The 24912-nt window shown below is 69.4% G+C and carries 20 protein-coding genes; 8 read left to right on the plus strand and 12 right to left on the minus strand.

Translation table 11 applies throughout. From position 1 onward, the window contains the following. Window positions 1–117: 117 nt before the first annotated feature. The 9 genes from ABT232_RS06930 to ABT232_RS06970 form a co-directional block, all read right to left on the minus strand. Complete coding sequence (locus ABT232_RS06930) at window positions 118–2205, minus strand: protein kinase domain-containing protein (RefSeq protein WP_351836944.1); 2088 nt, start codon at window positions 2203–2205, stop codon at window positions 118–120. Window positions 2206–2236: 31 nt separating this feature from the next. Continuing rightward, window positions 2237–4441: a serine/threonine-protein kinase gene (locus ABT232_RS06935; RefSeq protein WP_351836947.1), complete on the minus strand. Its 2205-nt coding sequence runs from the start codon at window positions 4439–4441 to the stop codon at window positions 2237–2239. Window positions 4442–4464: 23 nt separating this feature from the next. Next, window positions 4465–5439 carry a protein kinase family protein gene (locus ABT232_RS06940; protein ID WP_351836949.1) on the minus strand — a complete coding sequence of 325 codons (975 nt, stop codon included), beginning with the start codon at window positions 5437–5439 and terminating at the stop codon, window positions 4465–4467. A 2-nt stretch (window positions 5440–5441) separates the two neighbouring features. Beyond that, entirely contained in the window at window positions 5442–6704 is a 1263-nt protein-coding gene (locus tag ABT232_RS06945) for a S8 family serine peptidase (RefSeq protein WP_450871633.1), read from the minus strand. 151 nt (window positions 6705–6855) lie between these two features. Further along, window positions 6856–7155 carry a WXG100 family type VII secretion target gene (locus tag ABT232_RS06950; protein WP_351836955.1) on the minus strand — a complete coding sequence of 100 codons (300 nt, stop codon included), beginning with the start codon at window positions 7153–7155 and terminating at the stop codon, window positions 6856–6858. A 123-nt stretch (window positions 7156–7278) separates the two neighbouring features. Next, a complete protein-coding gene (locus ABT232_RS06955; protein ID WP_351836958.1) occupies window positions 7279–7626 on the minus strand; it encodes a WXG100 family type VII secretion target in 348 nt (115 codons plus the stop codon). A 139-nt stretch (window positions 7627–7765) separates the two neighbouring features. After that, complete coding sequence (locus ABT232_RS06960) at window positions 7766–9019, minus strand: S8 family serine peptidase (RefSeq protein ID WP_450871630.1); 1254 nt, start codon at window positions 9017–9019, stop codon at window positions 7766–7768. 66 nt (window positions 9020–9085) lie between these two features. After that, window positions 9086–10876 carry a hypothetical protein gene (locus ABT232_RS06965; protein WP_351836961.1) on the minus strand — a complete coding sequence of 597 codons (1791 nt, stop codon included), beginning with the start codon at window positions 10874–10876 and terminating at the stop codon, window positions 9086–9088. Between the two features lie 2 nt (window positions 10877–10878). Then, the gene (locus ABT232_RS06970) at window positions 10879–11325 is read right to left on the minus strand and encodes a DUF2563 family protein (RefSeq protein ID WP_351836964.1); all 447 of its coding nucleotides are present in this window, start codon (window positions 11323–11325) and stop codon (window positions 10879–10881) included. A gap of 479 nt (window positions 11326–11804) precedes the next feature. Here ABT232_RS06970 and ABT232_RS06975 point away from each other — a divergent pair, with 479 nt between their 5' ends. The 6 genes from ABT232_RS06975 to ABT232_RS07000 all read left to right on the plus strand — a co-directional run bounded on the left by ABT232_RS06975 (window position 11805) and on the right by ABT232_RS07000 (window position 18919). Beyond that, entirely contained in the window at window positions 11805–12260 is a 456-nt protein-coding gene (locus ABT232_RS06975) for a hypothetical protein (RefSeq protein ID WP_351836967.1), read from the plus strand. Between the two features lie 4 nt (window positions 12261–12264). After that, a complete protein-coding gene (locus ABT232_RS06980) occupies window positions 12265–14550 on the plus strand; it encodes a hypothetical protein (protein ID WP_351836970.1) in 2286 nt (761 codons plus the stop codon). A gap of 70 nt (window positions 14551–14620) precedes the next feature. After that, entirely contained in the window at window positions 14621–15205 is a 585-nt protein-coding gene (locus ABT232_RS06985) for a hypothetical protein (protein WP_351836973.1), read from the plus strand. A 212-nt stretch (window positions 15206–15417) separates the two neighbouring features. Then, on the plus strand, window positions 15418–15936 hold the full coding sequence (locus ABT232_RS06990) for a hypothetical protein (RefSeq protein ID WP_351836976.1): 519 nt from the start codon (window positions 15418–15420) through the stop codon (window positions 15934–15936). Between the two features lie 103 nt (window positions 15937–16039). Further along, entirely contained in the window at window positions 16040–18352 is a 2313-nt protein-coding gene (locus ABT232_RS06995; RefSeq protein ID WP_351836978.1) for a hypothetical protein, read from the plus strand. A gap of 78 nt (window positions 18353–18430) precedes the next feature. Further along, window positions 18431–18919 (plus strand): hypothetical protein, encoded by a 489-nt coding sequence (locus ABT232_RS07000; RefSeq protein WP_351836981.1) that lies wholly within the window; start codon window positions 18431–18433, stop codon window positions 18917–18919. Window positions 18920–19037: 118 nt separating this feature from the next. Here the strand turns inward: ABT232_RS07000 and ABT232_RS07005 are convergent, their stop codons facing one another. From ABT232_RS07005 to eccB, 3 genes are read right to left on the minus strand one after another with little or no spacing between them, the layout of a single operon-like run. Next, window positions 19038–19631, minus strand: a complete 594-nt coding sequence (locus tag ABT232_RS07005; protein WP_351836983.1) for a hypothetical protein — start codon at window positions 19629–19631, stop codon at window positions 19038–19040. Window positions 19632–19639: 8 nt separating this feature from the next. After that, a complete protein-coding gene (mycP, locus tag ABT232_RS07010) occupies window positions 19640–20893 on the minus strand; it encodes a type VII secretion-associated serine protease mycosin (RefSeq protein ID WP_351836985.1) in 1254 nt (417 codons plus the stop codon). 36 nt (window positions 20894–20929) lie between these two features. Beyond that, window positions 20930–22459, minus strand: a complete 1530-nt coding sequence (gene eccB, locus ABT232_RS07015) for a type VII secretion protein EccB (protein ID WP_351836988.1) — start codon at window positions 22457–22459, stop codon at window positions 20930–20932. 206 nt (window positions 22460–22665) lie between these two features. Here eccB and eccE point away from each other — a divergent pair, with 206 nt between their 5' ends. Both eccE and ABT232_RS07025 read left to right on the plus strand, forming a co-directional pair. Then, window positions 22666–23994: a type VII secretion protein EccE gene (eccE, locus tag ABT232_RS07020; RefSeq protein WP_351836991.1), complete on the plus strand. Its 1329-nt coding sequence runs from the start codon at window positions 22666–22668 to the stop codon at window positions 23992–23994. Continuing rightward, window positions 23994–24812, plus strand: coding sequence for a hypothetical protein (locus tag ABT232_RS07025; protein WP_351836994.1), 819 nt, complete (start codon window positions 23994–23996; stop codon window positions 24810–24812). Before eccE ends, ABT232_RS07025 begins: the two co-directional genes overlap by 1 nt. Window positions 24813–24912: the final 100 nt, after the last annotated feature.

Raw genomic sequence — 24912 nt, forward strand, 5'->3', positions numbered from 1 at the left:
CGCGTCCGCTTCGGCGGGCGCGGCCCCTCGGCCGTTCCGGGGCGGTGTCCGTGGCGGCGGGTCAGCACACGGGAAAGGCGTGTGGCGGGTCAGAACACGGGAAAGGCGTGCGGCGGGTCAGAACACGGGGAGGGCGTGGAGGGAGGCGTCGTTGCGAACGAAGGCCCGGTTGCCGGCGACCGCCAGGTCGTGGTGATCGGCCTCGGGCAGCTCGTAGGTCCAGCCCTCGAAGCCGTCCGACTCGTACACCGCGTTCACGGCGGTGCGGTACGCGTCGTCGTACATCCAGACGCCGGTGCCCTGGACGAGCAGGGGGCTGTTGCCGCTGCCGCTCTTCCTGGCCCGCCAGACCCTGCTGCCGTCCCCGGTGCGCAGGCGCTCGGGCAGCATCCCGCCGACCGCGTAGACGGAGCCGCCGTGGACCGTCACCGGGCCCCACTCCGCGGGGATGTCGTACATGTCCTTGGTCTCGCGGGACCAGATCTTCTCGCCGTCGGTGATCCTGAGCGCGGTCAGCGTCCTGCCGTTGAGGTACACCACCCCGTTCCGGGCGACGGGCGCGACGGAGGCCTTCTCGGCCTGGTCGCGCCGCTCCCAGACGAACCGGCCGTCGTCCGCCGCGACCGCCAGGACATGGCCGTCCGTCGTCGGGAGCACCAGCCGGCCGCCGCCGAGGGCCGCCTTCGCGGTCAGCATGCCGCGGTACCTCGCCGGCAGCGCGGCGGTCCAGCGGACCCGGGCGTCGGAACGCCCCACAGCGCACAGCCGGTCGTCCTGGGTGAGGACGTGGACGACGTCCTGGTCCGCGCCGAGCAGCGCCTTCACGTCGGCGGCCACCGTCCACCTGGCCTCGCCGGTGGACGGCACGAAGGTCGTCAGCGTTCCCTCCGTGTCGACGGCGGCGATCAGCCGGTCGGACAGCGACAGATACCGGCCGGGCCGCAGCCCCGACCGCTCCCACCGCTTCTTGCCGTCGACGACGTTGTAGGCGGCGATCCCGTCGTCCACCCCGACGATCACGACGTCGCGGACCGGGAGCGGGGCGGGCGACTCGTCGGCGACGACGCCGGACACGCTCCACAGCGCCTTCGGGGACTCGCCGACGACGTAGTCACCGGCGTCCGCGTCGAGCAGCCGGGCGCTGGGCGTCTCGACGGCCGGCGGAAGGCGGAACAGCGCCTCCCTGGCCTCCTTGCGCGACTTCTCCTCCAGTTGCCACCAGCCCGTGGTGGCGCCGCCCACGGCGAGCATCGCGCCGCCGGCGGCCAGACCGGTGAGCAGCCGGCGCCGGGGCAGGGCGGCGGGAGCGGCCGTGTCCGGGGGCGCGGTGAGCTGCCGTATCCGGCTGCGGCGTTCCTCGATCTCGGCGGCGAGCGGGCCGCGCGTCCAGAGCCGGGCGCTGTCGCGGGGCGCGGTGAACGCGGTGGCGATCTCACCGGTGGCCGGCCGTGCGGCCTCGTCCTTGGCCAGGCAGGGCGCGATCAGGGCGTGCAGCTGCGGGGACAGGCCGTGCCACTGCGGCTCGCCGTGGACGACCTCGTACTGCACCGCGGCCACATGCCCGCCCTGGAAGGCGCGCTGCCCGGTCGCCGCGTAGACGAGCACGGCACCCAGCGAGAACACGTCCGCGGCGGAGGTCACGCGCCGGCCCAGGACCTGCTCGGGGGCGCCGTATCCCGGCGTGACCGGGATCTGGCCGGTGGTGGTCAGCGTCAGTCCGTGCTCGGGGCGGGCGATGCCGAAGTCGATGACCCGGGGCCCGGTCGCCGTCAGCACGATGTTCTGCGGTTTGAGGTCGCGGTGCACGAACCCGGCGGTGTGCACGTCCGTCAGCGTGCGGGCGATCGACACCGCGAGGGCGCGCACCCTCGGCTCGTCGAGCGGCCCGTGCCGGTCGACCGCCTCGTCCAGGGTCGGGCCCGCGAGGAACTCGGTGGCGATCCAGGGCCGCCCGCCCTCGGTCCTCGCGCCGAGCACCGCGGCCACGCCGGGGCTGCGGACCGCCTGCGCGGCGAGGGCCTCGCGCACGAAGCGCTGGGAGAGGTTCTGGTCGTGGGCGAGTTCGGGGCGGAGCACCTTCACGGCGGCGACGGTCCCGTCCCGGTCCTGGCCGACGTACACCTTGCCCATGCCGCCCTCGCCGAGCACGCCGAGCAGGCGGTACGGCCCGAGGCGGAGCGGGTCGCCGGTGCCCAGGGGTTTCATCGCTGATCGCCTTCTCTTGAGCGGGTGCGGGTCACTGGAGGGGGAAGGCCGCGAGGAACTTGCCGCCGAGCGCGACGGTCACCCCCGCCTTCTCGTGGGCGATGAAGCGGTCGCCGGTCGTCCGGTAGGAGCGCACGGGCGTACGGGAGGAGAGGTCGATCGCCCACAGCGCCGAGGAGCGCCTGCTGTACGCGTGATCGGTGCCGATGACGGGTGCGGCGGTCAGGTCCGCGTCCGCTCCCCCGCCGCCCTTCTCCGTCCAGCGCACTCGTCCGGTGGCGGAGTCGACGGCGACGAGTCCGAGCCCCTTCTCGACGGCGTACACCACGTCACCGACGACGGCCGGAGGGCCGTAGGTGCGGCCCGGGCGCTCGGTCGAGGAGTTCCACAGCTCGCGGCCGTCGCTCAGCCGCAGCGCCTGGAGGGGGCCGTTGCCGAGGTAGAGGGTGCGGGCGTCCGTCGCGAGCGGCAGCCGGAGTTGGTCCGGTGCGCGGCCGTCGACGGACTTCTCCCAGCGGACGGCACCCGTGCCGGTGTCGTGGACGACGAGCCGGACCGTGCCGTCGTCGGTCTCGCGCAGCGCCACCAGGTGGCGCCCGACGACGCGGGCGGTGATGAAGTACAGGCGGTCCGAGCCCGGTTCACGGGCCGGCAGCGCAGTGCTCCACAGCCGTTGGCCGCGGGCGATGTCGACGGCGAACAGGGACCAGGTCTGCGAGGCCGTGAAGTAGCTGTCGTACGCGCCGCGGCCGGCCACCACGTAGGCGACGTCGTCGGCCGTGCAGAGGAGCTGGCTGTAGTCGAGGACGCCGTTGACGTCCGTGAACTCGGCGAAGGGTTCCACCGTCGTACCGCGGGCGACGTCCACGGCCGCCATGACGAGCGGAAAGCCGCCGGGCTTGCCCGCGTTGCCCTCGGACCCCTCCGGCCGCACCAGCCGGATCAGCCGTCGGCCGTCCGTCGCCACCTGCCAGGTCGGCTCCAGCTGGTCCGACGACCACGAGACGTCACCCGAGGCGGCGTCGATGCCCGCCAGCCCCTTGCCGGCGACCAGCGCGACGAGATCGCCCACGACGAGCGGCGTCGCCGGGATCGAGTCGTCGGGCGGGTCGGCGACCTGAAGCTGCCAGAGCGAGTCGAGCTTCTTCGTCGGCAGCACGCTGTTGCTCGGCCCCACGACCGGCGCGAGGGGCGCGGTGCCGGAGTCCCGGCTCCACGCCCAGGCCCCGGCGCCCGCGGCCACCGCCCCGATCGCCAGCCCGCCGCCCGCCAGCAGCAGCCGCCGTCGCGACACCGCCGCGGCCGGCGGTTCCTGCGCGGTGTCCTCCCGGGGCGGGGCGGGCAGTCGCCGCGGGGTGAGCTGCCAGACCTCGGTGGCGCGGCGGGCGATCTCCGCGAGCAGCGCGTCGGGCAGCCGGTCCGCGAAGTGACCTGTGCCGTCGTGGAGCCGGGCCGCCAGCTCGGCGGTGGTCGGCCTGCGGAAGGGGTTCTTGTCGAGGCACTGGGTGAGCGGCGGGAGGAGGCCGGCGGGTACGCCGGTGAGGTCGGGCTCGCCGTAGCGGACCCGGTAGAGCAGGTCCTGGGTCTGGCCGTGGCCGAACGGGGCCCGTCCGGTGGCGGCGAAGACGAGGACGCCGGCGAGCGCGAAGACGTCCCCGGCCGCGTCGTGGTCCTGCCCGGTCGCCTGCTCCGGTGACATGAAGGCGGGCGTGCCCACCGCGGCGCCGAGCCGGGTGAGCCGGTCGTCCCCGATGGCGCGCGCGATCCCGAAGTCGATGAGCTTCGGCCCGTACGCGGTGACCAGGATGTTGGACGGTTTGAGGTCGCGGTGGACGACCTCCGACCGGTGCAGCAGCCCGAGTGCCGAGCACAGTGCGGCCCCGAGCACCCGCACCGCCGGCTCGGGCAGCGGCCCCGCCACCTCCACGGCCTCGTCCAGCGGCGGTCCGAGGACGTACTCGGTGGCCAGCCAGGGCGTCGGCGCGAGCGGATCGGCGTCGACGACCCGCGCGCCGAACTCGGCGCCGATGACCCGGGCGGCGTCCACTTCGAGCCGGAAGCGGGTGCGGGCGGCCTGGTCGGCGGCGATCCCGGGGTGCATGGTCTTGAGCGCGACGGTACGGCCGCCGGCGGAGCGCGCCGCGTACACGGTGCCCATGCCGCCGCTGCCGAGCCGGGCGATGAGCCGGTAGGGGCCGAGGGCGGCGGGGTCGTCGTGGGCGAGGGGAAGCGGCATGGGTTTCTCGTCGTCGTGACCGGTCAGGGACCGGGGTGCGGGGCCGGGGCGGGGGTCGGCGCGGGGGCGGGCGCGGGAACGGGGGCGGCGGGCGCGGCGGTGAGGGCGGCGGGCGCGGGGGTGGGCGGCTCGACCTCCGCGGACAGTACGGCGGCCGACTGGTGGGCGAGTGCGGCCACGACCCGAGGGGGCAGCCAGCCGGGGACGAGCAGTGCCTCGGCGCGGGCGCCTTGGGAGGCGCCCGACTCGCTCAACTCATCAATGACGTGAGCGACTTGGGGTCGGTCGGCGGGGTCGCGGGCCAGGCAGCGCGCCACGAGGGAGCGCAGCGCCGGGGGCAGCTCCTCCCGTGCGGGCACGGTGTGGCCGGTGGCGGCGTAGGCGAGCGTCGCGCCGAGGGCGTACACATCGCCCATGGCGCGCGGCAGACCGCCGGACGCCTGCTCGGGCGGCAGGCTGCCGGCGTCGAGCCCCGGTACGTCGTGCCGCGGGGCGCCCTCCGGCGCGGCGGCCCGCACCGCGCCGAAGCAGGTGAGCCGGGGCCCGTCCGCGGCGAGCAGCACGGCGGCGGGGCAGAGTCCGGCGTGGGCCAGCTGCTGGCCGTGCAGAACGGCCAGGGTCTCGGCGAGGGCGACGCCGAGCGCGCGCACGGTGCGCTCGGGCAGCGGCCCGCCGAGCACGGCGAGCGCGGTCGGGAGGGGCAGGACGGGCAGGTAGGGGCGGGCGTACCAGGGACGGTCGCCGGGTGCGGCCAGTTCGGCGGCCGGGAGGATCCAGGGACCGAGGAGATAGCGGGAGGCCTCGGCCTCCGCCATGTACCGCCGCGGGTCGGTGGCCGGCAGCGGGGTGCCGATCAGGACGGTGCGGTCGCCGTCGGCGCTGCGGGCGATGAAGCGGTGCTCGGGCACGGCCGTGCCGGTGACGGTGCTCGCGCCGTCCAGCCGGGTGACGACCGTGTACGGGCCGATCCGCCGGGCGCCGGTGTCGGCAGCGGGCATGTTCACCTCTGCCACGCCGTGCGGCCGCGCCGCAGCTGGAGCAGGGCGATCACCGTGGTGGCGAGACCGATCACCGTGGCGGCCGCGGACAGGGAGAGCCAGAGAGGGTCGTAGTGGTTGGGGGGTGGTGCGGTGGAGGCGGCGGAGACGGAACTGTCCGCCGTGTCCTGCCCGCCGTCGGAGGGCGTGTCGTCACCGGCCTCGGCGCCGGACGCGGCCAGCAGGTCGCCGCCGTTCTCCTTCGCGAGCGGGTCGACGTCCGCGGCACCGGCGTCGTAGCCGGCGTCCTCCAGCACCTTGCGCGGCCGGATGAGGCCGTAGCCCAGGTACTTGCTCGGGTTGTCCTTGTCCCAGGACCGCCCGGCCGTGTCGATCAGCGCGCGGGTCACCTGGTTCACCGTCCAGTCGGGGTGTGCGGACCAGATCAGCGCGGCGGCGCCGGAGACGAGGGCGGCGGCCGGACGGGTGTCGGGATCGCCGGCGCAGTAGGCGGCGAAGTCGGCGTCGCACCAGCGGGGGATCTTGTCACCGGGGGCCGCGAGGTCGACGTGGTCGCCGTAGGAGGCGGTCTTCGACACCGTGCCGGAGGAGTCGGAGGCGGTCACGCCGACGACGTACGGATCACGCGCCGGATACCCGATCTCGCCCTCCTTCCCTCCGTCGTTCCCGACGGAGGCGATCAGCAACTTGCCCTTGGAGGCGGCGTATTCGACGGCCGCCTCCTCGTTGCCGGTCAGCCAGCGCGAGCTGAGGGACATGTTGATGATCTTCACATCCGTGTCGGCGGCGGCCGTGAGCGCCTCCGAGAGGTCGGGCGTCTTCCGCTTCTCCTCGGCCCCGGCGCGCATGGTGTCGAGCTCGACGCGGTACGGCACGATCCTGGCACCCGGCGCCAGCCCCTGGATGCCGCCTCCGGCCCCGGTGCCGGCGATCAACTCGGCCATGGTCGTGCCCAGTCCGGTGTAGTCGTCGGTGGGCCGATGGCCGACCGCCTCGGGCACCTCGTCGACGAGGACCTGCCCCTTCAGCGAGGGTGTGTCGGCGTTCACGCCGCTGTCGATGACGGCGACCTTGACCCCCTCCCCGGTGCCGGCCTTCCACATCTGTTCGACCTGCATCGGCTCCAGGTACCACTGCTGGGCCTGGACGTCGTCGAGCGTGGTGGCGGTCGGGGCCGCGGCTGCCGCTCCGGCGATCGGAGCCGGTCCGGCGGCGGGCGCGGCCGATACGACGAGGGCACCCGCCAGCGCGCCCACGACGCGCAGACGCCGCCGCCTGCCCTGTGACCCCATGATGTGGCTGAACCCCGTTCACTCGTACCGCACGTGCCGCCGACGCCCGGCACAACAGCAGGGTGGGCGCCTCCCGCGCGCGCCCACCCTGGAACTGCCTGCTGCTGTGCGAACCGGCCGTGACCTACAGGAAGTAGCTGGCGGCCTTCTTGTCGCCTTCCATGTACGTACCACCGGACTGGCCGACGACGTGGCCGATGCCCGTCAGCGCCTGGTGGATGTCGTTGGCTTCCTTGTCCCAGCGGCGCAGCTTCTCACCGAACTGGTCCTGAGCCTGACCGGCCCAGTACTGCTTGCTGCTCTCGACGAGCTTGCGCAGCTCCTGGAGGTCCTGCTCCAGCTGCTTCGCCTCGTTACCGATGGTCGTGGCCGCGAAGTCCAGACCGTCATAAGTTACGGAAAGACCGTCGTTGTTACGGCTCATGCCTGCCTACCTCGTCTCGCTCGAATTCCGGGTGCTGCCGGGTGATGTCCGGTCGACTGCCAGCGTGCTGCTCTGTACTGCCCTGTACTGCTCGGTGCCGCTCGGTGCCCCGAGGGGCGGGCATCACATGGAGTTGAAAGCAGACGACTGGACCGTGGGGGCCCCGTCCTGGAGGTTGATCCGGTTGACGGAGGCGCGGACCTCGTCTTCCTTGGTGTCCTTGATGTTGCGCGCCGTGGTCATGGCCTCCATGACCTCGCCGAGGATGCCGCCGATGTTCTTCAGCGACTCGTTGATCTCGTACTGCTTCTTGTCGAACTCGGCACGGCCGATACCCTGCCACTGGCCCTCGAGGCCGTCGATGACGCCCTGCAGGTTGTGCACCCGCTTGCGGATGTTCTCGTACTTCTCGAACATCTGCTTCTGCATCTGGACTACTGCTGCATCTTCAAGCTTCTGGTCGGTAGCCATGACCAGCCTTCCTTCCACTGTCTGTTATCCGGTCGATCGGTCCCGTGCCATCGCCCCGCGGCTGTGAGGCGCTGGCACCGCTGACGCCGTCCCCCGTGGTCCACGGCTGTGCGACCACTTGACTCGGCGGCTGATCACATCACCTGGCCCGGCGCGCCCGCATCACGGCCACACCGGCACCGCCGACCACGATCACCGCGGCCACGGCACCCAGGGAGATCCACAAGGTGTTGCTGTCGTCGGCGGCCTCGGTGCTCGATCCTGCCGCCGAAGTTCCCCCGGTTGAAGACTTTTCCGGGGCCTGTGACGCGCCTGATGCAGAAGCGGAGGCACCGGGCTCGGCTCCACCGGCGGAGTCACTCCCCCCACCGTCCTGCGCGTCCTTCGCCCCGGCCTTCGCGAGCACGTCCCCACCATTGATCTTCGCCAACGGATCGACATCCGGGGCCCCGGCGTCGTAGTTGGGGTCCGCGAGGACGACCCGGGGACGGATCAGACCGTACCCCGCGTACTTGCTCGGCTCGTCCTTCGGCCACGACCGACTGGCGGTGTCGAGCAGGGCCCGCGTCACCTGGTTGACGGTCCAGTCGGGGTGGGCGGACCAGATGAGGGCGGCGGAGGCGGAGACGAGGGCGGTGGCGTCACTCGTGCCGCCGTATGTGCAGTACTCACGGAACGTTGCATCGCACCATCCAGGAAGGTCCTCACCAGGCGCTGAGAGGTCAGCGAATCCGTTCGAGGACTTCTGGGCGAATTCCGACACAGTGCCCGTGGAATCGACTGCTGACGCACCGATCACATAGGGATAGATGGCCGGCGCGTCCGGATGACCGTCGTTACCTACGGCTGCAACGAGGAGTTTGCCCTTGGAGGCGGCGTACTTGACAGCGGCCTTGCCCTCTTCCGAGGTCATACCGCCGATCGACATGCTGATGATCTTGACATCAGTGTCCGCCGCCGCCCTCAACGCCTGCCATGACAGCGGCGTCTTCTCCTTCTCAGCCCCCTCTTCAATCCCTTCGAGCTGTACTCGATACGGGACGATCTTTGCTCCCGGCGCCAGGCCCTGGATTCCGCCTCCTGCGCCCGTTCCGGCGATCAACTCGGCCATCGTGGTTCCGTGGCCCGTGTAATCGGCGGTGGGACGGTAGGCGACCGACTTGGGTACCTCGTCGACGAGCACCTGGCCCTTCAACGACGGCGTGTTCGCGTTCACCCCGCTGTCGATGACAGCGACCTTGACTCCCTCACCCGTGCTGACCTTCCACATCTGCTCGGTCTGCATGGGTTCCAGGTACCACTGCTGCGACTTGGCGTCAGCCGCAGCGGCGTTCGGGGCCAGCCCCACGCCCACGGCAGCCAGGGTGCCGACGACTGCGCCCACAGTACGCACTCGCCTACCGCACCACGTCCGGAGGAGCGTCCCTGACTTCATGGTGTTCTCAGTCCTCGCTAGAGCTCAGTTGACGACCGGCGGCACGTCGCGCCGCGGCCTGTTAGGCAGGTGTGTCTCCGGGTCTTCGACGAGGTAGTCGGGACGCGGGGTGCCCTGCTCGTCCCGCTCGTCGTCAGGCTTGCCCCGGCCGCCGGGCCCCCGGACGAGACCTGCTCCTCCGCGGGTCATGCCGTTCCGCTCCGACTGGACGGCCGAATTACGTCCCGTCGGACTTCCCGTCACCGGCCTCGCCCCTCCCGTGGAGCCACCACGAGAGGTACCGCCGGCGCCAGCACCCGCACCGGGCCTCGCTCCGGTCTGAGGCGCTCCGACAACGCCACGCTGTCCGACGCCACCGGCCGACGGTCGTCCGTTGTTCACGGAACCGTTGCCGATCACCGTGCCCCGAGGAATCCTCGAGCCGCCCTTCGCCGTGGCGCCACCGGTGGGAGCGGGCCGTCCTCCGACGACACCGTTCGCACGGCCGGCTCCGGTGGCGGGACCGCTGCCCCGCTGGCCCGTCGCACCGGACTGACGCGGGGTGCCGCCTGACACACCGGACTGCCCCATCGGGAACGGCTTGGAACCGGAACCGCCGCCCCTGCCGGTCGCCTGACCGGTCGCGGTCGGGCGGCCCATCTGATTGGTGCCACCCGGGCCGGAGGTCCGCCCATTGGCGGAGTTGGTCAGACCTGGCTGAGAACGGCCCTGCGCGGTCACAGGGTTACGAAGACCCCCGGATCCGCCAGTGGTCCGACCGGACGCGCGCCCGGGAACGGAAGGTCCGTAGTTGTCGAACATGCCCGACGGGCCGGTGGTGGCCGGCGGTGTCGCGGCGATCGGCGGGGTGTGTCCCGTCACAGGTGTGGTCGTGGTCGGCGGCAGAGTGCCCACACTGTCGATGTTTGTACCGACAGCACTGTCCGGGAGCGTGACCTTCCCAGTGGCGGGCGTAGTCGACGTCGGCGCATCGCTGACGCCCTCCGCACGGGCGCGCCCCTGCTGCTCGACCGGCGCTTGATACTCCGCAGCGGCAGCCCTTCCAGCAGCCCCGCCTACCGCGGCCCCGCCGGTTTCGGGTGATCCCCAGTGTTGCTGCGGGCTGGGCACTCCAACGTCGGGCATCGACTGAAACGTGGGGGGCTTCTCCTGCAGCGCAGCCAACTGCTGGCTGGAGACCGCGTAGTACGACGCCAACCGGTTCATCTGGTTGATCGCCTCTTGACGGTCCTTCTCCACCTTGACCGCAGCGTCGTAGTCGTCCTTCTTCGCGGTCTTCTCGGCGTCGGTGAAGCTCTCGGGACGCTTGAGATTCCTCGGGTCACGCGCCGGCATGGCAGCGCGAACCGACGCGAGGCCCATGGCCGCGGCAGTGATCTGGTCGCCGGCCTTGCCCGCGAACTCGCTCAGGTCGGTGGTGCTGGTGACGAGCGAGCCGCCCCACCCGCGGAAGGCCTCGCCCGCCTGCCCCTTCCAGCGAAGCTTGTCGATACGACCCTTGAGCTCGTCCGCCGCAGCTTTGATGGCGTCGCGTGCGTCCCACAGAGCCTTGCCGGAGGACTCCAGGTCCTCGGAGTTCGTCTGCTCGACCAGGTCGATCATTTCATTGAGGTCGAGGTTCTTGGCGTCGAAGTCCGTGCTGGAGAAGACCGCCTTGCCTGGCGCGGTGGAGCCAACCACCGCCCGCAGAGGATTGGTCACCAACCGGTCGAAGAACCCATTCCCCCCCGAGTGCTCAACGTTACGAGCGATGTCAGCGAAGGAGTTCTGGTTGGAGACGCGCTCCACGTCTCCCTTGTGCTGCTCGTCTGTCATTGTCAGAGCTCCATCTCAGACTTGCCCTGGCCGGCGTACTGATCGCTCCGCTTGTCCTGCATCGAGTCGATCTCCCACTGGATTGCCCAGAACCGCCGCCGCTGGTCCTCTTCAAGGGCATCGAAGCCGATGGACGCACCCTTGACGGCGATCCCGATCGCCTCGATCTGCAGATGCAGCGTCTTGGACAGGGTCGTGAGCTGCTCGTGCACGCTGTTGTACTGGGTGTAAAGGCTGTGCGCCTCCGGGAACACGTCGGAGCGACCGCTGCTCAACGACGTGGGCTTGATCGTCTGCGCGCCCACCCTAGTGGGGTTGCCGGCCGACCCCTCAAGGGTCCGCAGCACCCCGTCCACCCGCGACACGAAGTCGCTCAGCACTTCACCACTGGCCTCCAGGTCCGCCGCCCTGGCCGCCGACACGCCCCCCACCATGTCCGCTGGAAGCACGACGCTCCTCCCCGTTTCCCCGTGTTAACCACCGACTCGATCAGATCGGGCCGACCTCTCGCTCGCCGTACGATCGCAAAGCGAGCTGCGTCAGACAACGCTTTTACCACTGTAGTCAACCTGCACATCGGGTCCAACCGTGGTGTGTCTTAACTCAGTTACGAGACCGGTGTACGCGCCACCGTTTGACCGATTTGCCGGTTCGCGGGGGCCGACGGCGGGATGCGCTCGCCCCCTGCCCACGCCACCCGCCGCCTGCCTCTGCGATCTTTGCAAAACCTCCACCCGTCCATCGCCGAAGCGGTTCCACTCGCGATCTCGTCAACCTCGCGCACCACGCCGGTCGCGGCTCCCCGAGGTGCGCGGAGGGAGAGACCCGGCGTTGCTAGCGTGCCGCCGCCTGCTCTCCCCCGTGGGTCTCGGAGCCCTGCGGGGAGCAGCGCACAGTCGATGATCAGCGCCTGGGGAAGGGGCCTGCGGTGGCCTGGGACGAGTGGGAGCAGTTGAAGAGCGAGGCCGTGCGGCATCGACAGGACACCACCGGCATGCAGCTCAACCACGTCGCCGATCCCGGCGGTGCGCCGTACACCCCTCAGGGTGATCTTGAGGTCGGTCAGAGCGACCTCGCCGCGATCGGAAACGCGGCGTACGAGCTGTACCAGGCGTTCGACCACTACGGCGACCACGCGAGGGCCAACTCGCAGAAGGCCGCGGACGGGCTGCGGAGCGAGGGTTACGAGATCGGCTCGGCCCTGGACCACGTGGCGCAGCGCTGGGTGGACCAGGTGCAGTCGCTCCTCGACGCCACCGCCCACATCTCCAATCACCTCGACTACACCAAGGGCGCGCACGCGGGCGACGAAGTGCACATCGCCGGTGTGCTGAGCGGCATCGAGACCCTCGATCGAGGCTTCGACGAGCGGAAGGCCGACTGAACCGATGGATCTCGACGCACTCCGGTACGGGAACTTCCACCAGCTCGGCGAGGCCATCGGTGACTGGGAGGGCATGGCGAAGCAACTCCGCACCCTGGCCGACGACGCGGAGAAGAACCTGAAGGGCAAGGCGCGGAAGGCGAAGTGGGCTGGCGTGAACGCCACCGTCACCCGCGAGTTCATCGACAGGACGGCGGGAGAGTACGCCGACGCGCACACCCAGGCCGACACCATCGCCCGGATCCTCAAGGACACCCGGGGCGAGCTCATCGGCTACCGCACCCAGCTGAACGACGCCATCGACCGCGCGGTCAGGAAACGGCTGGCGGTGTCCGACACCGGCAAGGGCGGCTTCACCGTCACCGCCGCCGACCGCTCCGAGGACGGGTCCGAGCCGGAGGGCAGGAGCGCGGCAGCTGTACAGAAGGACGTCGATGAGGCGCGTGACGAGATCCAGCGCATCCTCGACAAGGCCGGCGAGAGCGATTCCACGGCTGCCAAGGCGCTGCGCCTCATCGTCGACCAGGCCAAGTACGGTTTCGGGGACGTCAGTTACCGCGATCGGGACGCTGCGGCGAAGGCCATCGCCGAGGCCGACGCGATGGCCAGGATCCTCGCCAAGGACCCGCACGACGTGACGAACACGGAGCTGGCCGCGCTCAACGCCGCTCTGGCCAAGTACAAGGACGATCCCCTCTTCGCCGAGGAGTTCGCCACCCAGGCCGGCCCCAAGAGGCTCTTCGCCTTCTGGGCCGGCATCGCGGACCCGTTCCAGGGGGACTACGACCCCGAACGCGCGGAACAGGCCAAGCAGCTCCAGAAGAACCTCGGCATCGTCCTCGGCCAGGCCACGCTCTCCGACAGCGACCGTATGCAGAGCTGGGAGAAGCGGGTGATCGAGCTGGGCCCGCACCAGCTCGGCACCGACGACGCCGGCAATCCGACCGGCTATGCCGTCATGAGCAACCTCATGCGCTTCGGTGACTACGACGACCAGTTCCTCAACGACTACGGCCGTGAACTCCTCGCCTACGACGAACAGGTCAACGGCGAAGGCATCAGCCTCTGGGTCAACAACGCCAACCAGGGCGACCTCAACTTCTGGGGTTACAAGAACGACCGCGGCCGGGACCCCGTGACCGGCTTCCTTGAAGCACTCGGACACAACCCGGACGCCTCGACACAGTTCTTCGCCGCGCCCGACAGCACAGTCGACCCCACCGATGAGGACTACGAGGTCAACGCCCACCTCAAGTATCTGACGCAGGAGCGCGTCTGGGCCTCCGACGTCACTTTGGAGGGCGACCATGGATATGTGGCCGGCCGTGCCTCACTCGGTCACGCTCTGGAGGCCGCTACGACCGGTTACCCGTTCGACGCCACGGCTGATCAGGTCAAGGCGGGCGGCGATCATCGCACCTCGGCCACAGCGGACGTGATGGAGCAGGTGTCCTGCGTCTACGGCAGTGAAGACGGACCGGAGCTGCTGCACAAGCAGCCGGAGATGGCCACCAGCCTGGGCAAGATGGCCGGCGCGTACATCGATGACCTCAACTACAGCCTCTCGGGGCTGGGCGACTACGCACGCGGCAATGATTTCCCCCAGGCTTACGGCGGGTCGCGAGCCGAGTTCGGGAACCAAGGAGCCATCGACTTCCTCAGCGTGCTGGGACAGAACGAGACATCCCACGGGATCGTCACCGCTCAGCAGCACCTCTACACCTCCAGCCTCCTGGACAGATATCCGCCCACCAGTGAGGTCAATTACGACCACGGTCTCGACGCCCTGATGACCGAGGCGCAGGCAAGGGGAATCCTCGACCACTCGCGAGTGCAGCAGGCATCGGCGGACTACGGGGCCGAGTCCGAGGAAGCGAACAAATCCCTCGGCCGCTCCACAGAGTGGGGCAAACTCTTGGCGGGGGCCGTTGTCGGGGCGGGAGTGGCCGCGCTACCGCTCCCCGGATCAACAGCAGCAGGTTTCGCGGTCGCCCCGCTGGCGGCTGATTTCGGCGGCCAGGTGGTGAATACCTTCGTCGGTCAGGAGATCGATGAGGCAAGCGACGAAGCGAAGGAAGATCCGGTCGAGCGATCCCAGATCACGAGCCGGGAGTTCTACCGAAAGGGGACGGGTGATCTCGGGAGGAGTTACGACGCCTACTTCGCCCCATACCAGGAGGCGAAAACCCGGGCGGACGTCGCGCAGACCACCCTGCAATTGAAGACGACATACTTGGCCATGGGCACAGCGGAGGCGCAGGTCCGCGGCAGACTTCCCTACAAGGATTGATGTGCGACTCCTGAAATCGCGAACCGTGGCCATCGGCGCCCTGTTGCTCTTGTCCGCATGCACTGAGCCCTTGGACGACGCGGAGGAGGCCATGGGCGTCACCGCCCGCGAACTCTGCGACGGCACCCTCAGCGTGGATGCCGCTGGCGCGCTGGGGCGCCTTTCAGGCGCCGAAGCCTTCACGGAGCTCACTGGAACGAACGCGGCCGGTGAACCCAACACCTTCTCGGTGACCAGATCCGTAGCCCATCTGCACGACGAAACGACTGAGCGAAGCAGTTGCGCCATCTACGAGGCGACTGAGGGCAGCGACCAACCCCTTCTTGAAATCGACTTCCTTGCGGTCAGGGAGCATCCGCAACCCTTCACGGAATTCGACGGCGAGCTGGCCCCCTTTCCAGTCGGGGCATACGCGGCTACCGGGAGGTATGGTGCCGATCTCTACTTCACCTGCCCGACCACCGGATCAGGAGACTCACTCATCGGCGACACCCGTTTCGTCAGAGGCCAGATGTATTCCGCCTTGCATCCCCTGCGCGACGAAGCCACCGCCAGAGATCACATGGTGATCCTCAACTCCGTCGCCCGAAAAGTGGCCGATGCAGCGGGATGCGCCGCGCAGGCCCGGCTCCCCGCCAAGGTGCCACCCATGTGAAGTCTGTGCCGTTCCCGTGAAGCGGCCCGCCGAGCGGGGGCCATGTGCCTCTCCCCCGAACCTTCACGCCGGACAATCCACGCACAAAAGACCTGCCCTCCTCCTCCGTCGTATCCGGTTGCTAAGTTGACGACCAACTACGCAGACGGGAACCACGGCAGCCACCTGGCACGAGCTCCGGCGCCGAGCAGCACGGGGGAAGGGGTCCACCCATGGCATGGGACGAGTGGGAGCAGCTCAAGACTCAGGCTGCCGAGAGGCAGTCCACGCAGATGCAGCTCAACCAGTTGGACCCTGGAGACGGGTCACCGGGGCACGCCGGAGGGCCGAGTTCGTTCGGCGATCTGAAGGTCGCGAACGCTTCGCTGACCAAGATCAGCAAATCCGCGCACAGCCTCTACAACGCGCTGTGGGACAAGGCTCGCGTGGCCGTCCCGACCAGTGACTCCGCGGCTGCCGACCTGTCGAAGCAGGGCTTCGCGCTGGGCGCGGGGCTTCAGCATGTGTCGAACCGGTGGGAAGAGCAGCTGAAGTCGCTGATGGACGCCTGCGCGCAGATAACCAACCATCTGCAGGTCACCAAGAAGATCCACTCCGGTGACGACAACTACATCGTGCGCCAGATGAGCAGCATCGCCGCACTGGACTCCGGCTTCGACGAGCGGGTCGGGGCGCCGGGCGAGAAGAACCCGGTCTACGGCGAGAAGAGCGACAAGAAGAAGGACGGGTAGCGGCGCGCGCCGTACACGGCACGGCACGGCGCCACTTCGGCCTCACGCCTCTCACCGACTCACTCAGCCACTGCCGCTCGTAACCTCTGGGGATTGAAGACCGATGGACCTCGACACTCTGCGCGACGCCGACTTCAAGCTGCTGGACGATGCCGTCAAGGACTGGTCGACGCTGGTCAAGCATCTCGAAACGCTGAAGAAGGACGCCGAGGACGAACTGCACCAGGCCGCGAACAAGGCGGACTGGGCCGGTGTGAACGCCCAGGTGTCCAAAGAGTTCATCGGCAAGACGGCAGGCGAGTTCAGCGACGCGCACACGCAGGCCACCACCATCCACAAGATCCTCGACGACACGCGCGGTGAGCTGAAGGGCTTCCACCAGCAGCTCGTCGACGCCATCGAGGGCGGCCGGAAGAAGAACCTGACGGTCATCGGGTACGAGGGCGGCTTCACCGTCACGACCAATGTGCCCCCGGAGGGCCGCGCGGCGCAGGACAAGGACAACCAGAGCGACATCACCGCGCTCCGGGACGAGCTCCAGAAGATCCTGGACAAGGCGAGCGAGAGCGACAACTCCGCCAAGACAGTCCTCATGGCGATCGCCGACCAGAGCAAGCTCGGATTCTCGGACGCCTCGTACAAGGACCGGGACAGCGCCGCGGAGGCCGTCAAGCAGGCTGACAGGCTGGCCGCCTTGGCGAAGAAGGATCTCAACGATCTCACGACCAAGGAGTTCGACGAGCTCACCGCCGGGCTCAAGAAATACGGCAACGACGATCTGTTCGCCGAACGCTTCGCCACGACGCTCGGCCCGCAGAAGACGCTGGAGTTCTGGTCCGAGGTCAACGACCCCTACGGCAAGGGCAATTTCGATCTCCACCGCGAGCGCCGGGATCAGTTGGACGATCTTCAGCGCAACCTGGGCATGACACTCGCCAACGCGACGCAGAGCGACTCGGTCGCGATGACCGAGTGGAAGCGCACCATGATCGACAACGCCGACCAGCCGATCTACGGCACCAAGGGCGGCCCCATGGGCTTCCAGGTCATGAGCAATCTGATGCGGACCGGGGACTACGACGACCAGTTCCTGAAGGAGTACGGCACCAAGCTCATGGCCACGGAGCGCAAGCTCACCGGCAATGGGGAGCATGCCAACACGGCATGGCAGCACCAGATGGCCTCCGGTCCTCGGCTGAACCACATCGGTGAGGACAGCGGCGCTGACCCCCTCACCGGCTACCTGAAGGGCCTCTCCAACAGTCCGGCCGCGGCCACCGAGTTCTTCAACCAGGAATACATCTCCAAGAACGATCCGGATAACCCGTTCGAACGGGACTCGGACGACGAGAACGACTACAAGGGCAAAGTCACGCTGTCCAACTTCCAGTATCTCTTCGAGGAGCGGGAGTGGCCTCAGGAGAGCGACAGCAAGGGGGACGACCTTCATACGGGGCAGAACAATCTGGCTCTCGCGCTCGAAGCCGCTACGACAGGGCACCCTGCGGGTGAACTCCCGACTCCGGACACGCCTGCTCACAACAGTGATCAGGCCAGGCTCTTTAACGCCATCGTCACTTCGGTAGCAGACGACCCAGGACGCCTCACGGATCACGAGTACATGTCCGACAGCGTGGGGCAGATCGCATCCGAGTACCTTCCCGATATCAATCGGGCCACTACTGACGTATCAAGGGACTCAAAAACTTGGGAGGACATCGAAAGGCTCTATCCGCTGCAGGGTGCTGACGCCAAGCTGAATCACCCGGATGTGACCAAGTTCCTCTTCGCGGTCGGGCAGAACGATGAGGGGTATGCCGCCGTTGAAGTCGGCCAAGAGGCCTACATGTCCAAGTTGATGGAGCACCACCTCAATCCCGACTTGCCGGCCAACCAGAAGTACTCAGACACCAAAACTACAGTTGAGTATTTTGCTGAGCGTTCAGGCGAGATCTCGGGAACGCTTGGACTCGCCCGCCAAGAGGCCATTGGACAGCCGGGCTCCGACGAGGACAAGGCCTTCGATCACTCCATCGCGCAGCGCAAAAACCTGATCTCAGGCGCTGTTGGCACCGTCGTCGGAGTCGGCACGTCTTTCGTCGCGACGCCTTGGGTCGGCGCGGCGGTGGGTGGGGGCGCCGGTACCGTGACGAGCATGGTTCTTGAGCAGATGTTCAAGGATGCGGAAGGGCACGCGCTGGAGCAGAAGTACAAGCAGATGGGCGATAGCTGGCAGGCCGCTCTCACCACGAACAACGAGTACGTGGGCACAGCCGCCTTGGCCACTGCCGAGAAATATCATCTCGATGGCGAGGACATTGACAGCTGGTCCAGGGAAGCAGCCCGCCAGGGCTTCATCAACGCACGCGCCATCCTCGATGGGCAGGCTCCCGGTAGCACAACAACTCCCGGATAAGACAACGATCTGAGCGAGCAGAATATGAGACGTTTTCAGCACCGCGTGCGACTTCGGCCTGCGCTGGTCACCGTGGGAGTGACCGCACTTCTCGCTGCGGCCTCAGGCTGTACAGAGGACCGCGAGAAGCCGCAGTATGCGGTTCCGCAATCTGCTTGCGGAACACCTGTCAACTCGAAGGAACTTGCCGACTTCCTGCCCGCCGGGGAGGAAGTGACTGTCAAGACGACCTCGAACACCGACAACGTCCGGAAATGCACCATCTCCATCGACGGCAAGTTGATCGTTCAAACGTCGCAGGAATGGTGGAACGAGATGTCGACCTTTGAGTTCGCCCGCGGCATGACGTTGGATGACCCCGACCAACAGTCAAGCGACGGAAGGTACCTCTACTCGGGCTATCAGGCATTCGGTAAGGCATTGAACTGTCGGAGCGACAACCACAAGGAGCAGGTGCTCTTCACAGCGGTTCAAGCATCTGGCTCGAAGCATCGAGATGCCGACGCAATGAGGCAGCTCATCATCGACTTCACTCGCGCGGTGGAGACCTCTGAAACATGTGCTTGACGTCAGACACCGGTCGGCCACGGAGATCCCCGTGATAAACGGGTGGCCTACCGTGATAGCCCCGAGCAGGCAGAGGAAGGCAAAGCCTCTCCGCCACCCCTCACGCACCCCCTGACGATCAGCAAGCACCCTTCCGGGTCGTCACGTCGAGCGTGTAGGCCAGGTAGGTCAGCGTGCTCTCGCCGCCGGAGATGCCGGGCGGGCTGTAGTCCTGGTCCTTGTCGCGCACGCGCTTGACGTGGGTGCAGTATTCGGCGTCGGCGCCGTTCGCGGTGACGCGGAAGTACGCGTCGGCCTCCGTGTTGGTGCCCAGCGGTGCCGCGTCCACCCCGTCCTGGGGCGCGTCGCCGCCGCCGTTCTCGACGATCTCGGTCTCGATGAGCGATTCGTACTCCTCGAAGTACATCGGCTCGCCGGTCCGCCCGTCGACCCGGTGGAGCGAGCCGTCCAGCTCGGACGTGGCCTGCTCCACCGCGCTCTTCAGCTCGTCGTCGCTCCACTTCGAGTCGTCCTCCGCCCCCAGCCCCTGGACGCCCACGACGACGCAGGCCACCGCCATGACGACGAGGGTGATGCGGGCGACCACGAACGCCGCGTCCGGGAGTTCCGGGGCGGAGGGGTTGAGGGATTCGCGCCAGCCTCGGACGCGGTCCGCCTTCACGCAGGCCATGAGGATCAGCAGGGCGGCCAGGACGAAGAGGAGGACCGACATCTTCACCATCATGCGTGGCCGCCCATGCCGTGCCGGCGGCGGCGGGCGTCGCGGATGGCGACCGCCGTTCCGCCGAGGCCCGCGACCAGGACCAGGCCGCCGACCACCACGTAGGTGCCCAGGCGGGTGTTGCGTTCGTCGGCCGTCTCGCCGAAGTGGACCGGGGCGACGGACGGGGCCTTGGCGCCGACCAGGTTCTCCTGGGGGCGCGGGGATTCGATGGGGTTGGCGGGGTCGACGTCGGTGAGGGCCTTGACCGGGTCGATGACGCCCCAGCCGACGTACCTGTCGTGGCCGGGGATGGTGCGTTCGGCGGTCTGCTCGATCTGGGCGACGATCTGCTGGGGGGTCCAGTCGGGGTACTTGGCCTTGAGCAGGGCGGCGACGCCGGCCACGTAGGGGGCGGAGAAGCTGGTGCCGTTGTCGGAGCAGTGGCCGTCGCCGGGGACGGTGGAGATCATGTCGACGCCGGGCGCGGCCACGCCGACGAAGCCGCCGGACTGCGAGAAGGAGGCGCGTTCGTTGTTGCGGTCGGAGGAGGCGACGGCGAGGACGCCCTGGTACGACGCCGGGTAGGTGATCTTGGTGTTGCCGCCGAGGCCGTCGTTGCCGGCGGAGGCGACGACCACGACCCGCTTGCCGAGGGCGTAGTTCACGGCCTGTTCCAGGCTCGCGTCGGGCTTGACGGCGTTGGCGGTGTCCTGGGAGATGTTGATGACGTCGGCGCCGACGTCCACGGCGTGGCGGATGGCGAGCGCCAGGCTGTCCGCCGTTCCGTTGCCCTCGGCGTCGTTCTGCTTGATCGGGATGATGGTGGCCTCGGGGGCGAGACCCACGAAGCCGGTTCCCTTGGCGGGCCGCGCGGCGATGATGCCGGCGACGCGGGTGCCGTGGCCGACGGTGTCGGTGGTGCCGCTGGCGTTGCCGCGCTCGATCTCCTCGCCCTCCTTGTTCTTGGCGGGGAGGAGGTTCTTGCCCTTCGACGCGTCGACGGCCTTCGTGAGCTGCGGGTTCTTCACGTCGACGCCGGTGTCGACGACGGCGACCTGGACGCCCTTGCCCTTGGTCTGCGCCCACAGTTCGTCGAGGTTGACGCGTTGCAGCGCCCAGGGCCTGCCCTCGTACTTCTTCGACGGGAAGGTGCACTGGCCGCTGTCGTCCGCCCGGGCATCGGGGGCCGGGAGGACGAGCTGCGTCGTCGCGGTGAGGGCGGTGGTGGCGAGCAGTGCCGCCATCGCCGTGCGGCCGCGCCTGTGCCTCATGTCGCCTGCCTTCAGCATGGGTTCGCTCTCCTCCGGCTACGCGCCCTGCGGCTGCCGCGCCGCCGCCTCCGACAGCCGCGGTCCGGTGGGCAGGAACGTCGACCAGGCCGCGGGGACGGGCGTGGGGTCGACCTTCTCGTAGCCGAGCCGGGTCTGGGCGATCTTGGCCTCGGCGAGCTGCTGCTTGCGCTGCTCGGCGGAGGTGCCGATGCCCTTGTCGTCGTCGGTCGCGCCGTCGCTGTTGGACTGCAGGGCGTAGCGCAGTCCGGTGTCGGTCACCAGGAAGACGCTGCCGGCCCGGGTCTCGGTGCCCTGGAACTGGCGGTAGAGCTGTCCGGAGCCGGGGGTGACGTACGCGCTGGAGGAGCCGGTGGGCAGCTGCGCGGGGAAGTCGGTGCCGGCCCAGGTGGACAGCGTGGTGGCGCCGCTCTTGGTGTCGACGGAGCGCAGGGTGTTGCAGACGGTGTTGCGGCCGCTGGTGGCGCTGGAGCCGTCGTTGACCGTCCTCGGCTTGTACGTCGGCCACTTCTTGCCGCCGAGGAAGGTGGTGCTCTCGGCGACCGCGCCGGGGCTGACCTGCTGGGCCTCGCCGGTCTGGCCGGTGGCGATGAGGGCGCCGCTGTTGAGCAGCAGCGTGGCGGTGAACTCGGTGATGCGGGCCACCTCGCCGGGCAGGACGACGTAGTACTGCATGCGGGTTCCGTCGTAGGCCTTGATGACCATGCCGACCTTGTCGTACTTCCCGAGGCTGTCCGAGGCGCCCGCCGCGGTGCCGGGGTCGCCCTTGATCGAGGGGATGGTGACCGGGTCGCCCTGGTGCAGGGTGTCGAGCCAGTCCTGGGAGACGCGCTGCGGGGCGCGGCCCTGGGTGTCGAGGGCCTTGAGGAGTTCCTTGTCGGTGGGGTCGGCGAGCGGGTAGGCGGAGCCGCGGGAGTCGACGACGTACTGCGACTTGCCGTCCGGGCCGACGACGTACATCAGGTCGCCGCCGGAGAGCTTGTTCCTGCCCTCGGTCTTCGCCCACTCCTTCTCGGCGAGGACGAACGCCGCCTTCTGGATGGCGCGGCCGCCGTCCGAGGGGCGTTCGCAGACCGCCCAGCGCTTGGCCGCCTCGGCCTCGTCGGCGGAGGGCAGCCGGTCGGGGGCGTACGGGATGCCGATGGTGGCACCGTGCGGCGGCTTGCCGCTGTCGAGGACCTTCTCGTCGACCGTGATGATGCTGTTGTTGTTCGGGTCCAACAGCAGCTTCGCGGACGCCATGTTGAGCACCGGGTGCAGCTGCGTCTTGCCGTCCGTCTTCAGCACGACGTAGCGGGTGGTCGAGTCGCTGGCGACGATGACGTGCTCGCCGGGGCTGTCCCAGCCCTTGGGCGCGGTGGGGCTGAAGAGGCCGATGGCGCCGAACACCGCGAGGATCACCACACCGACGACGAGGCCCGGCCAGACCGCGCTCAGCGGCTTCGGCGCGGCCTCCTCCGAACCCGACGGCGAGGGCCGCAGGAACGACGCCAGTGTGCGGCGCTTCGCGAAGGTGTAGGCGTTGAGTTCATCGCGGCGTGATGCCATCTGTGTCCGCTCTCTCCCCGTTGCGGAGCCCTGGGGGACGGTGACGGCCCGTCGCCCGCTCTTGGTTGCCTCTGGTGCCTCAGTTGTCAGAGTCGGCCCCTACTATGCCTGTTGCGCGGCAGTGCATGTGTCATGGGTAGGCCGCTCAGAGCCGGCAGAAGCCCGTGGACAAGGCTTTTCGGGAGAGATTCGGGGGTTTTGGAGTGATGGCTTCCGCAGCGCGGACCCGGTCGCGATCGCAATCGAGGTCACGATCGGGTGGCAGCGGCCCGGCGGGCTCCCGCGGCCCGGCCGCGGCGGCAGGGGCTGTCACGCCGCACCTCAGAGCCCGTTCGGGGCGCGGAGGCTCGTTCGCCATGCAGCGGCTGGTGCTGCTGGAGCTGGCGGCGGCGCTCGTGGTGTGCGGCTGGATCGTGGGCACGTACGCACTCGTGCCGGCCGCCACCGTCGCCGCGATCCTCGTGGTGATGGCGCTGGTACGACGCCGGGGACGCTCGCTGCCCGAGTGGCTGGCCGGTGTGCAGGCGCTGCGCTCGCGCCGCCGCAGAGCCGCGAACACACCGGTGCCGCCGGGCACCGACTCCGGTCTGGCGCCCGCCGTGGAGTGCGACCCGAGCCTGCGCACCTACAGCTACAGCCGCGGCAACGACCGCGACCAGCGGCCCGTGGGCATGGTGGGCGACGGCGGTTTCCTCACCGCGGTGCTGCAGGTGGAGGCGGACTTCGGCGCCCTGCGTGCCGAGCGCGGCCGCAGGCCGCTGCCGGTCGCGCTGGTGCGGGACGCACTGGATGTCGACGGAATCCGCCTGGAATCCGCACAGATCGTGTTGCACACCCAGCCCGCGCCGGCACCGCACCTGCCGCAGCAGTCGGTGGTCGTGACCAACTACACACAGTTGCAGGCGCAGACCGCCTCCCCCGCGGTCCGCATCCTGTGGATCGCGCTGAAGCTGGACCCCGAGCTGTGCCCGGAGGCGGTGGCCGCGCGCGGCGGCGGTCTCGTCGGGGCGCAGAAGTGCCTGGTGCGGTCGGCGGAGCATCTGGCGAGCCGGCTGACGGGTGCCGGGTTCCAGGTGAGTGTGCTCACCGAGGAGGAGGTCACGGCCGCCATCGCCACCTCGGCCTGCGCCAACCCGATGGTGACCGCCCAGGCCGGGCAGAGCGACGCGGGCCGGCGGCGGACCGAGGAGACCAGCCGCAGCTGGCGCTGCGACAACCGCCGGCACACCACGTACTGGGTGCGCCGCTGGCCCGCGCTCGGCGGCTCCGGGACCGGACTGCCGCAGCTGGTGGCCCAGTTGACGTCGGTTCCGGCGCTGGCGACGACGCTCAGCCTGACGCTGGCCCAGGGCGGGCAGCGGGAGGTCTCGCTCACCGGGCATGTGCGGGTCACCGGGCGCAGCAGCAGCGAGCTGGCCTCGTCCCGGCGGGAGCTGGAGCGCGTGGCACGGCAGGCGCGCACCGGGCTCGCCCGTCTCGACCGGGAGCAACTGCCCGGAGTACTGGCCACTCTGCCGCTCGGAGGTGCCCGCTGATGGCTGCCATGACGACCTCACCCACGACGCCCGCCTCCCCGGGTCCCTCGGGCTTCCCGGGTTCCGCCGGTTCCTCCGGTTCCACCGGCGGGGCCGACGGCACCGGGTTCGCGGAGCGCCTGCGCACCGGCTTCGGCCTGCTGGGGCCCCGGCACCCGCGGCACACCCTGCCGGTCGACCAGTTGGACGCGCTGGCGCTGCCCATCGGTGACGACGGCGTCGTCGTCGGGGTCACCGCGGAGGGCCACCCGGCCGTGCTCGGCGTGAACCGTCCGACGCCGTACGACGTTCTGCTGATCGGCGGTCTGTGGACGGCCCAGGTGCTCGCGCTGCGCGCCGCGGCGACGGGCGCGCGGGTCGCGGTGGAGACCGGCCGTGCGCAGCACTGGTCGCAGGTGGTGCAGGCGGTGGGCGGCGGCCAGTCCGGGATGACCGTGCACGACGTGGGCCGGGTGCCGCCGCTCGGCGCCTCGGCGGGCAGTCCCGTTCTGGTGATCCGGGACTGCGGCATGCGGCCGCCGCGCGGGCGTGTGGTGTCGGCGCCCTGGCAGTCCGTGCTCACTCTGCTGCCCTATCTCAGCCCGGTGGCACCGCGGTTGCTGCGCCAGGCGCGGCTGGTCGGTGTGCAGCGGGTGTCGCCGGACGAGGCGGCCGAGATCGGCCGGGTCATCGGCCTGCCGCGCGCCGAGTTCGAGCCGCTGCCGACCCTCGCCGACGGTGTGACCCTGTGGTGCACGGACGGCGACCGCCAGTACGTGATGACGCAGCCCACGGACGCCGAGATCGGCCTGCTCGGTGTGGCCCGCCGAATGGACTGACCGGTGGCGGGGCCCGAGGAGGCTCCGCCCGCCGCGACTGTCGGTTCGAGGGCAGCCGCCCGGCTTTGTGCCGGACGGGCATCAGGGGCGGACGCGCCTG

Origin of the sequence: Streptomyces sp. NPDC001532 (assembly GCF_040298625.1) — a bacterium.
GTDB lineage: Bacteria > Actinomycetota > Actinomycetes > Streptomycetales > Streptomycetaceae > Streptomyces.

What these genes read in the sequence shown, in the direction of transcription:
- ABT232_RS06930 (WP_351836944.1), bottom strand. Translation starts at nt 2,205, where the DNA reads ATGAAACCCCTGGGCACCGGCGACCCGCTCCGCCTCGGGCCGTACCGC.
- ABT232_RS06935 (WP_351836947.1), bottom strand. Translation starts at nt 4,441, where the DNA reads ATGCCGCTTCCCCTCGCCCACGACGACCCCGCCGCCCTCGGCCCCTAC.
- ABT232_RS06940 (WP_351836949.1), bottom strand. Translation starts at nt 5,439, where the DNA reads ATGCCCGCTGCCGACACCGGCGCCCGGCGGATCGGCCCGTACACGGTC.
- ABT232_RS06950 (WP_351836955.1), bottom strand. Translation starts at nt 7,155, where the DNA reads ATGAGCCGTAACAACGACGGTCTTTCCGTAACTTATGACGGTCTGGAC.
- ABT232_RS06955 (WP_351836958.1), bottom strand. Translation starts at nt 7,626, where the DNA reads ATGGCTACCGACCAGAAGCTTGAAGATGCAGCAGTAGTCCAGATGCAG.
- ABT232_RS06965 (WP_351836961.1), bottom strand. Translation starts at nt 10,876, where the DNA reads ATGACAGACGAGCAGCACAAGGGAGACGTGGAGCGCGTCTCCAACCAG.
- ABT232_RS06980 (WP_351836970.1), top strand. Translation starts at nt 12,265, where the DNA reads ATGGATCTCGACGCACTCCGGTACGGGAACTTCCACCAGCTCGGCGAG.
- ABT232_RS06990 (WP_351836976.1), top strand. Translation starts at nt 15,418, where the DNA reads ATGGCATGGGACGAGTGGGAGCAGCTCAAGACTCAGGCTGCCGAGAGG.
- ABT232_RS06995 (WP_351836978.1), top strand. Translation starts at nt 16,040, where the DNA reads ATGGACCTCGACACTCTGCGCGACGCCGACTTCAAGCTGCTGGACGAT.
- ABT232_RS07005 (WP_351836983.1), bottom strand. Translation starts at nt 19,631, where the DNA reads ATGTCGGTCCTCCTCTTCGTCCTGGCCGCCCTGCTGATCCTCATGGCC.
- mycP (WP_351836985.1), bottom strand. Translation starts at nt 20,893, where the DNA reads ATGAGGCACAGGCGCGGCCGCACGGCGATGGCGGCACTGCTCGCCACC.
- eccB (WP_351836988.1), bottom strand. Translation starts at nt 22,459, where the DNA reads ATGGCATCACGCCGCGATGAACTCAACGCCTACACCTTCGCGAAGCGC.
- eccE (WP_351836991.1), top strand. Translation starts at nt 22,666, where the DNA reads ATGGCTTCCGCAGCGCGGACCCGGTCGCGATCGCAATCGAGGTCACGA.
- ABT232_RS07025 (WP_351836994.1), top strand. Translation starts at nt 23,994, where the DNA reads ATGGCTGCCATGACGACCTCACCCACGACGCCCGCCTCCCCGGGTCCC.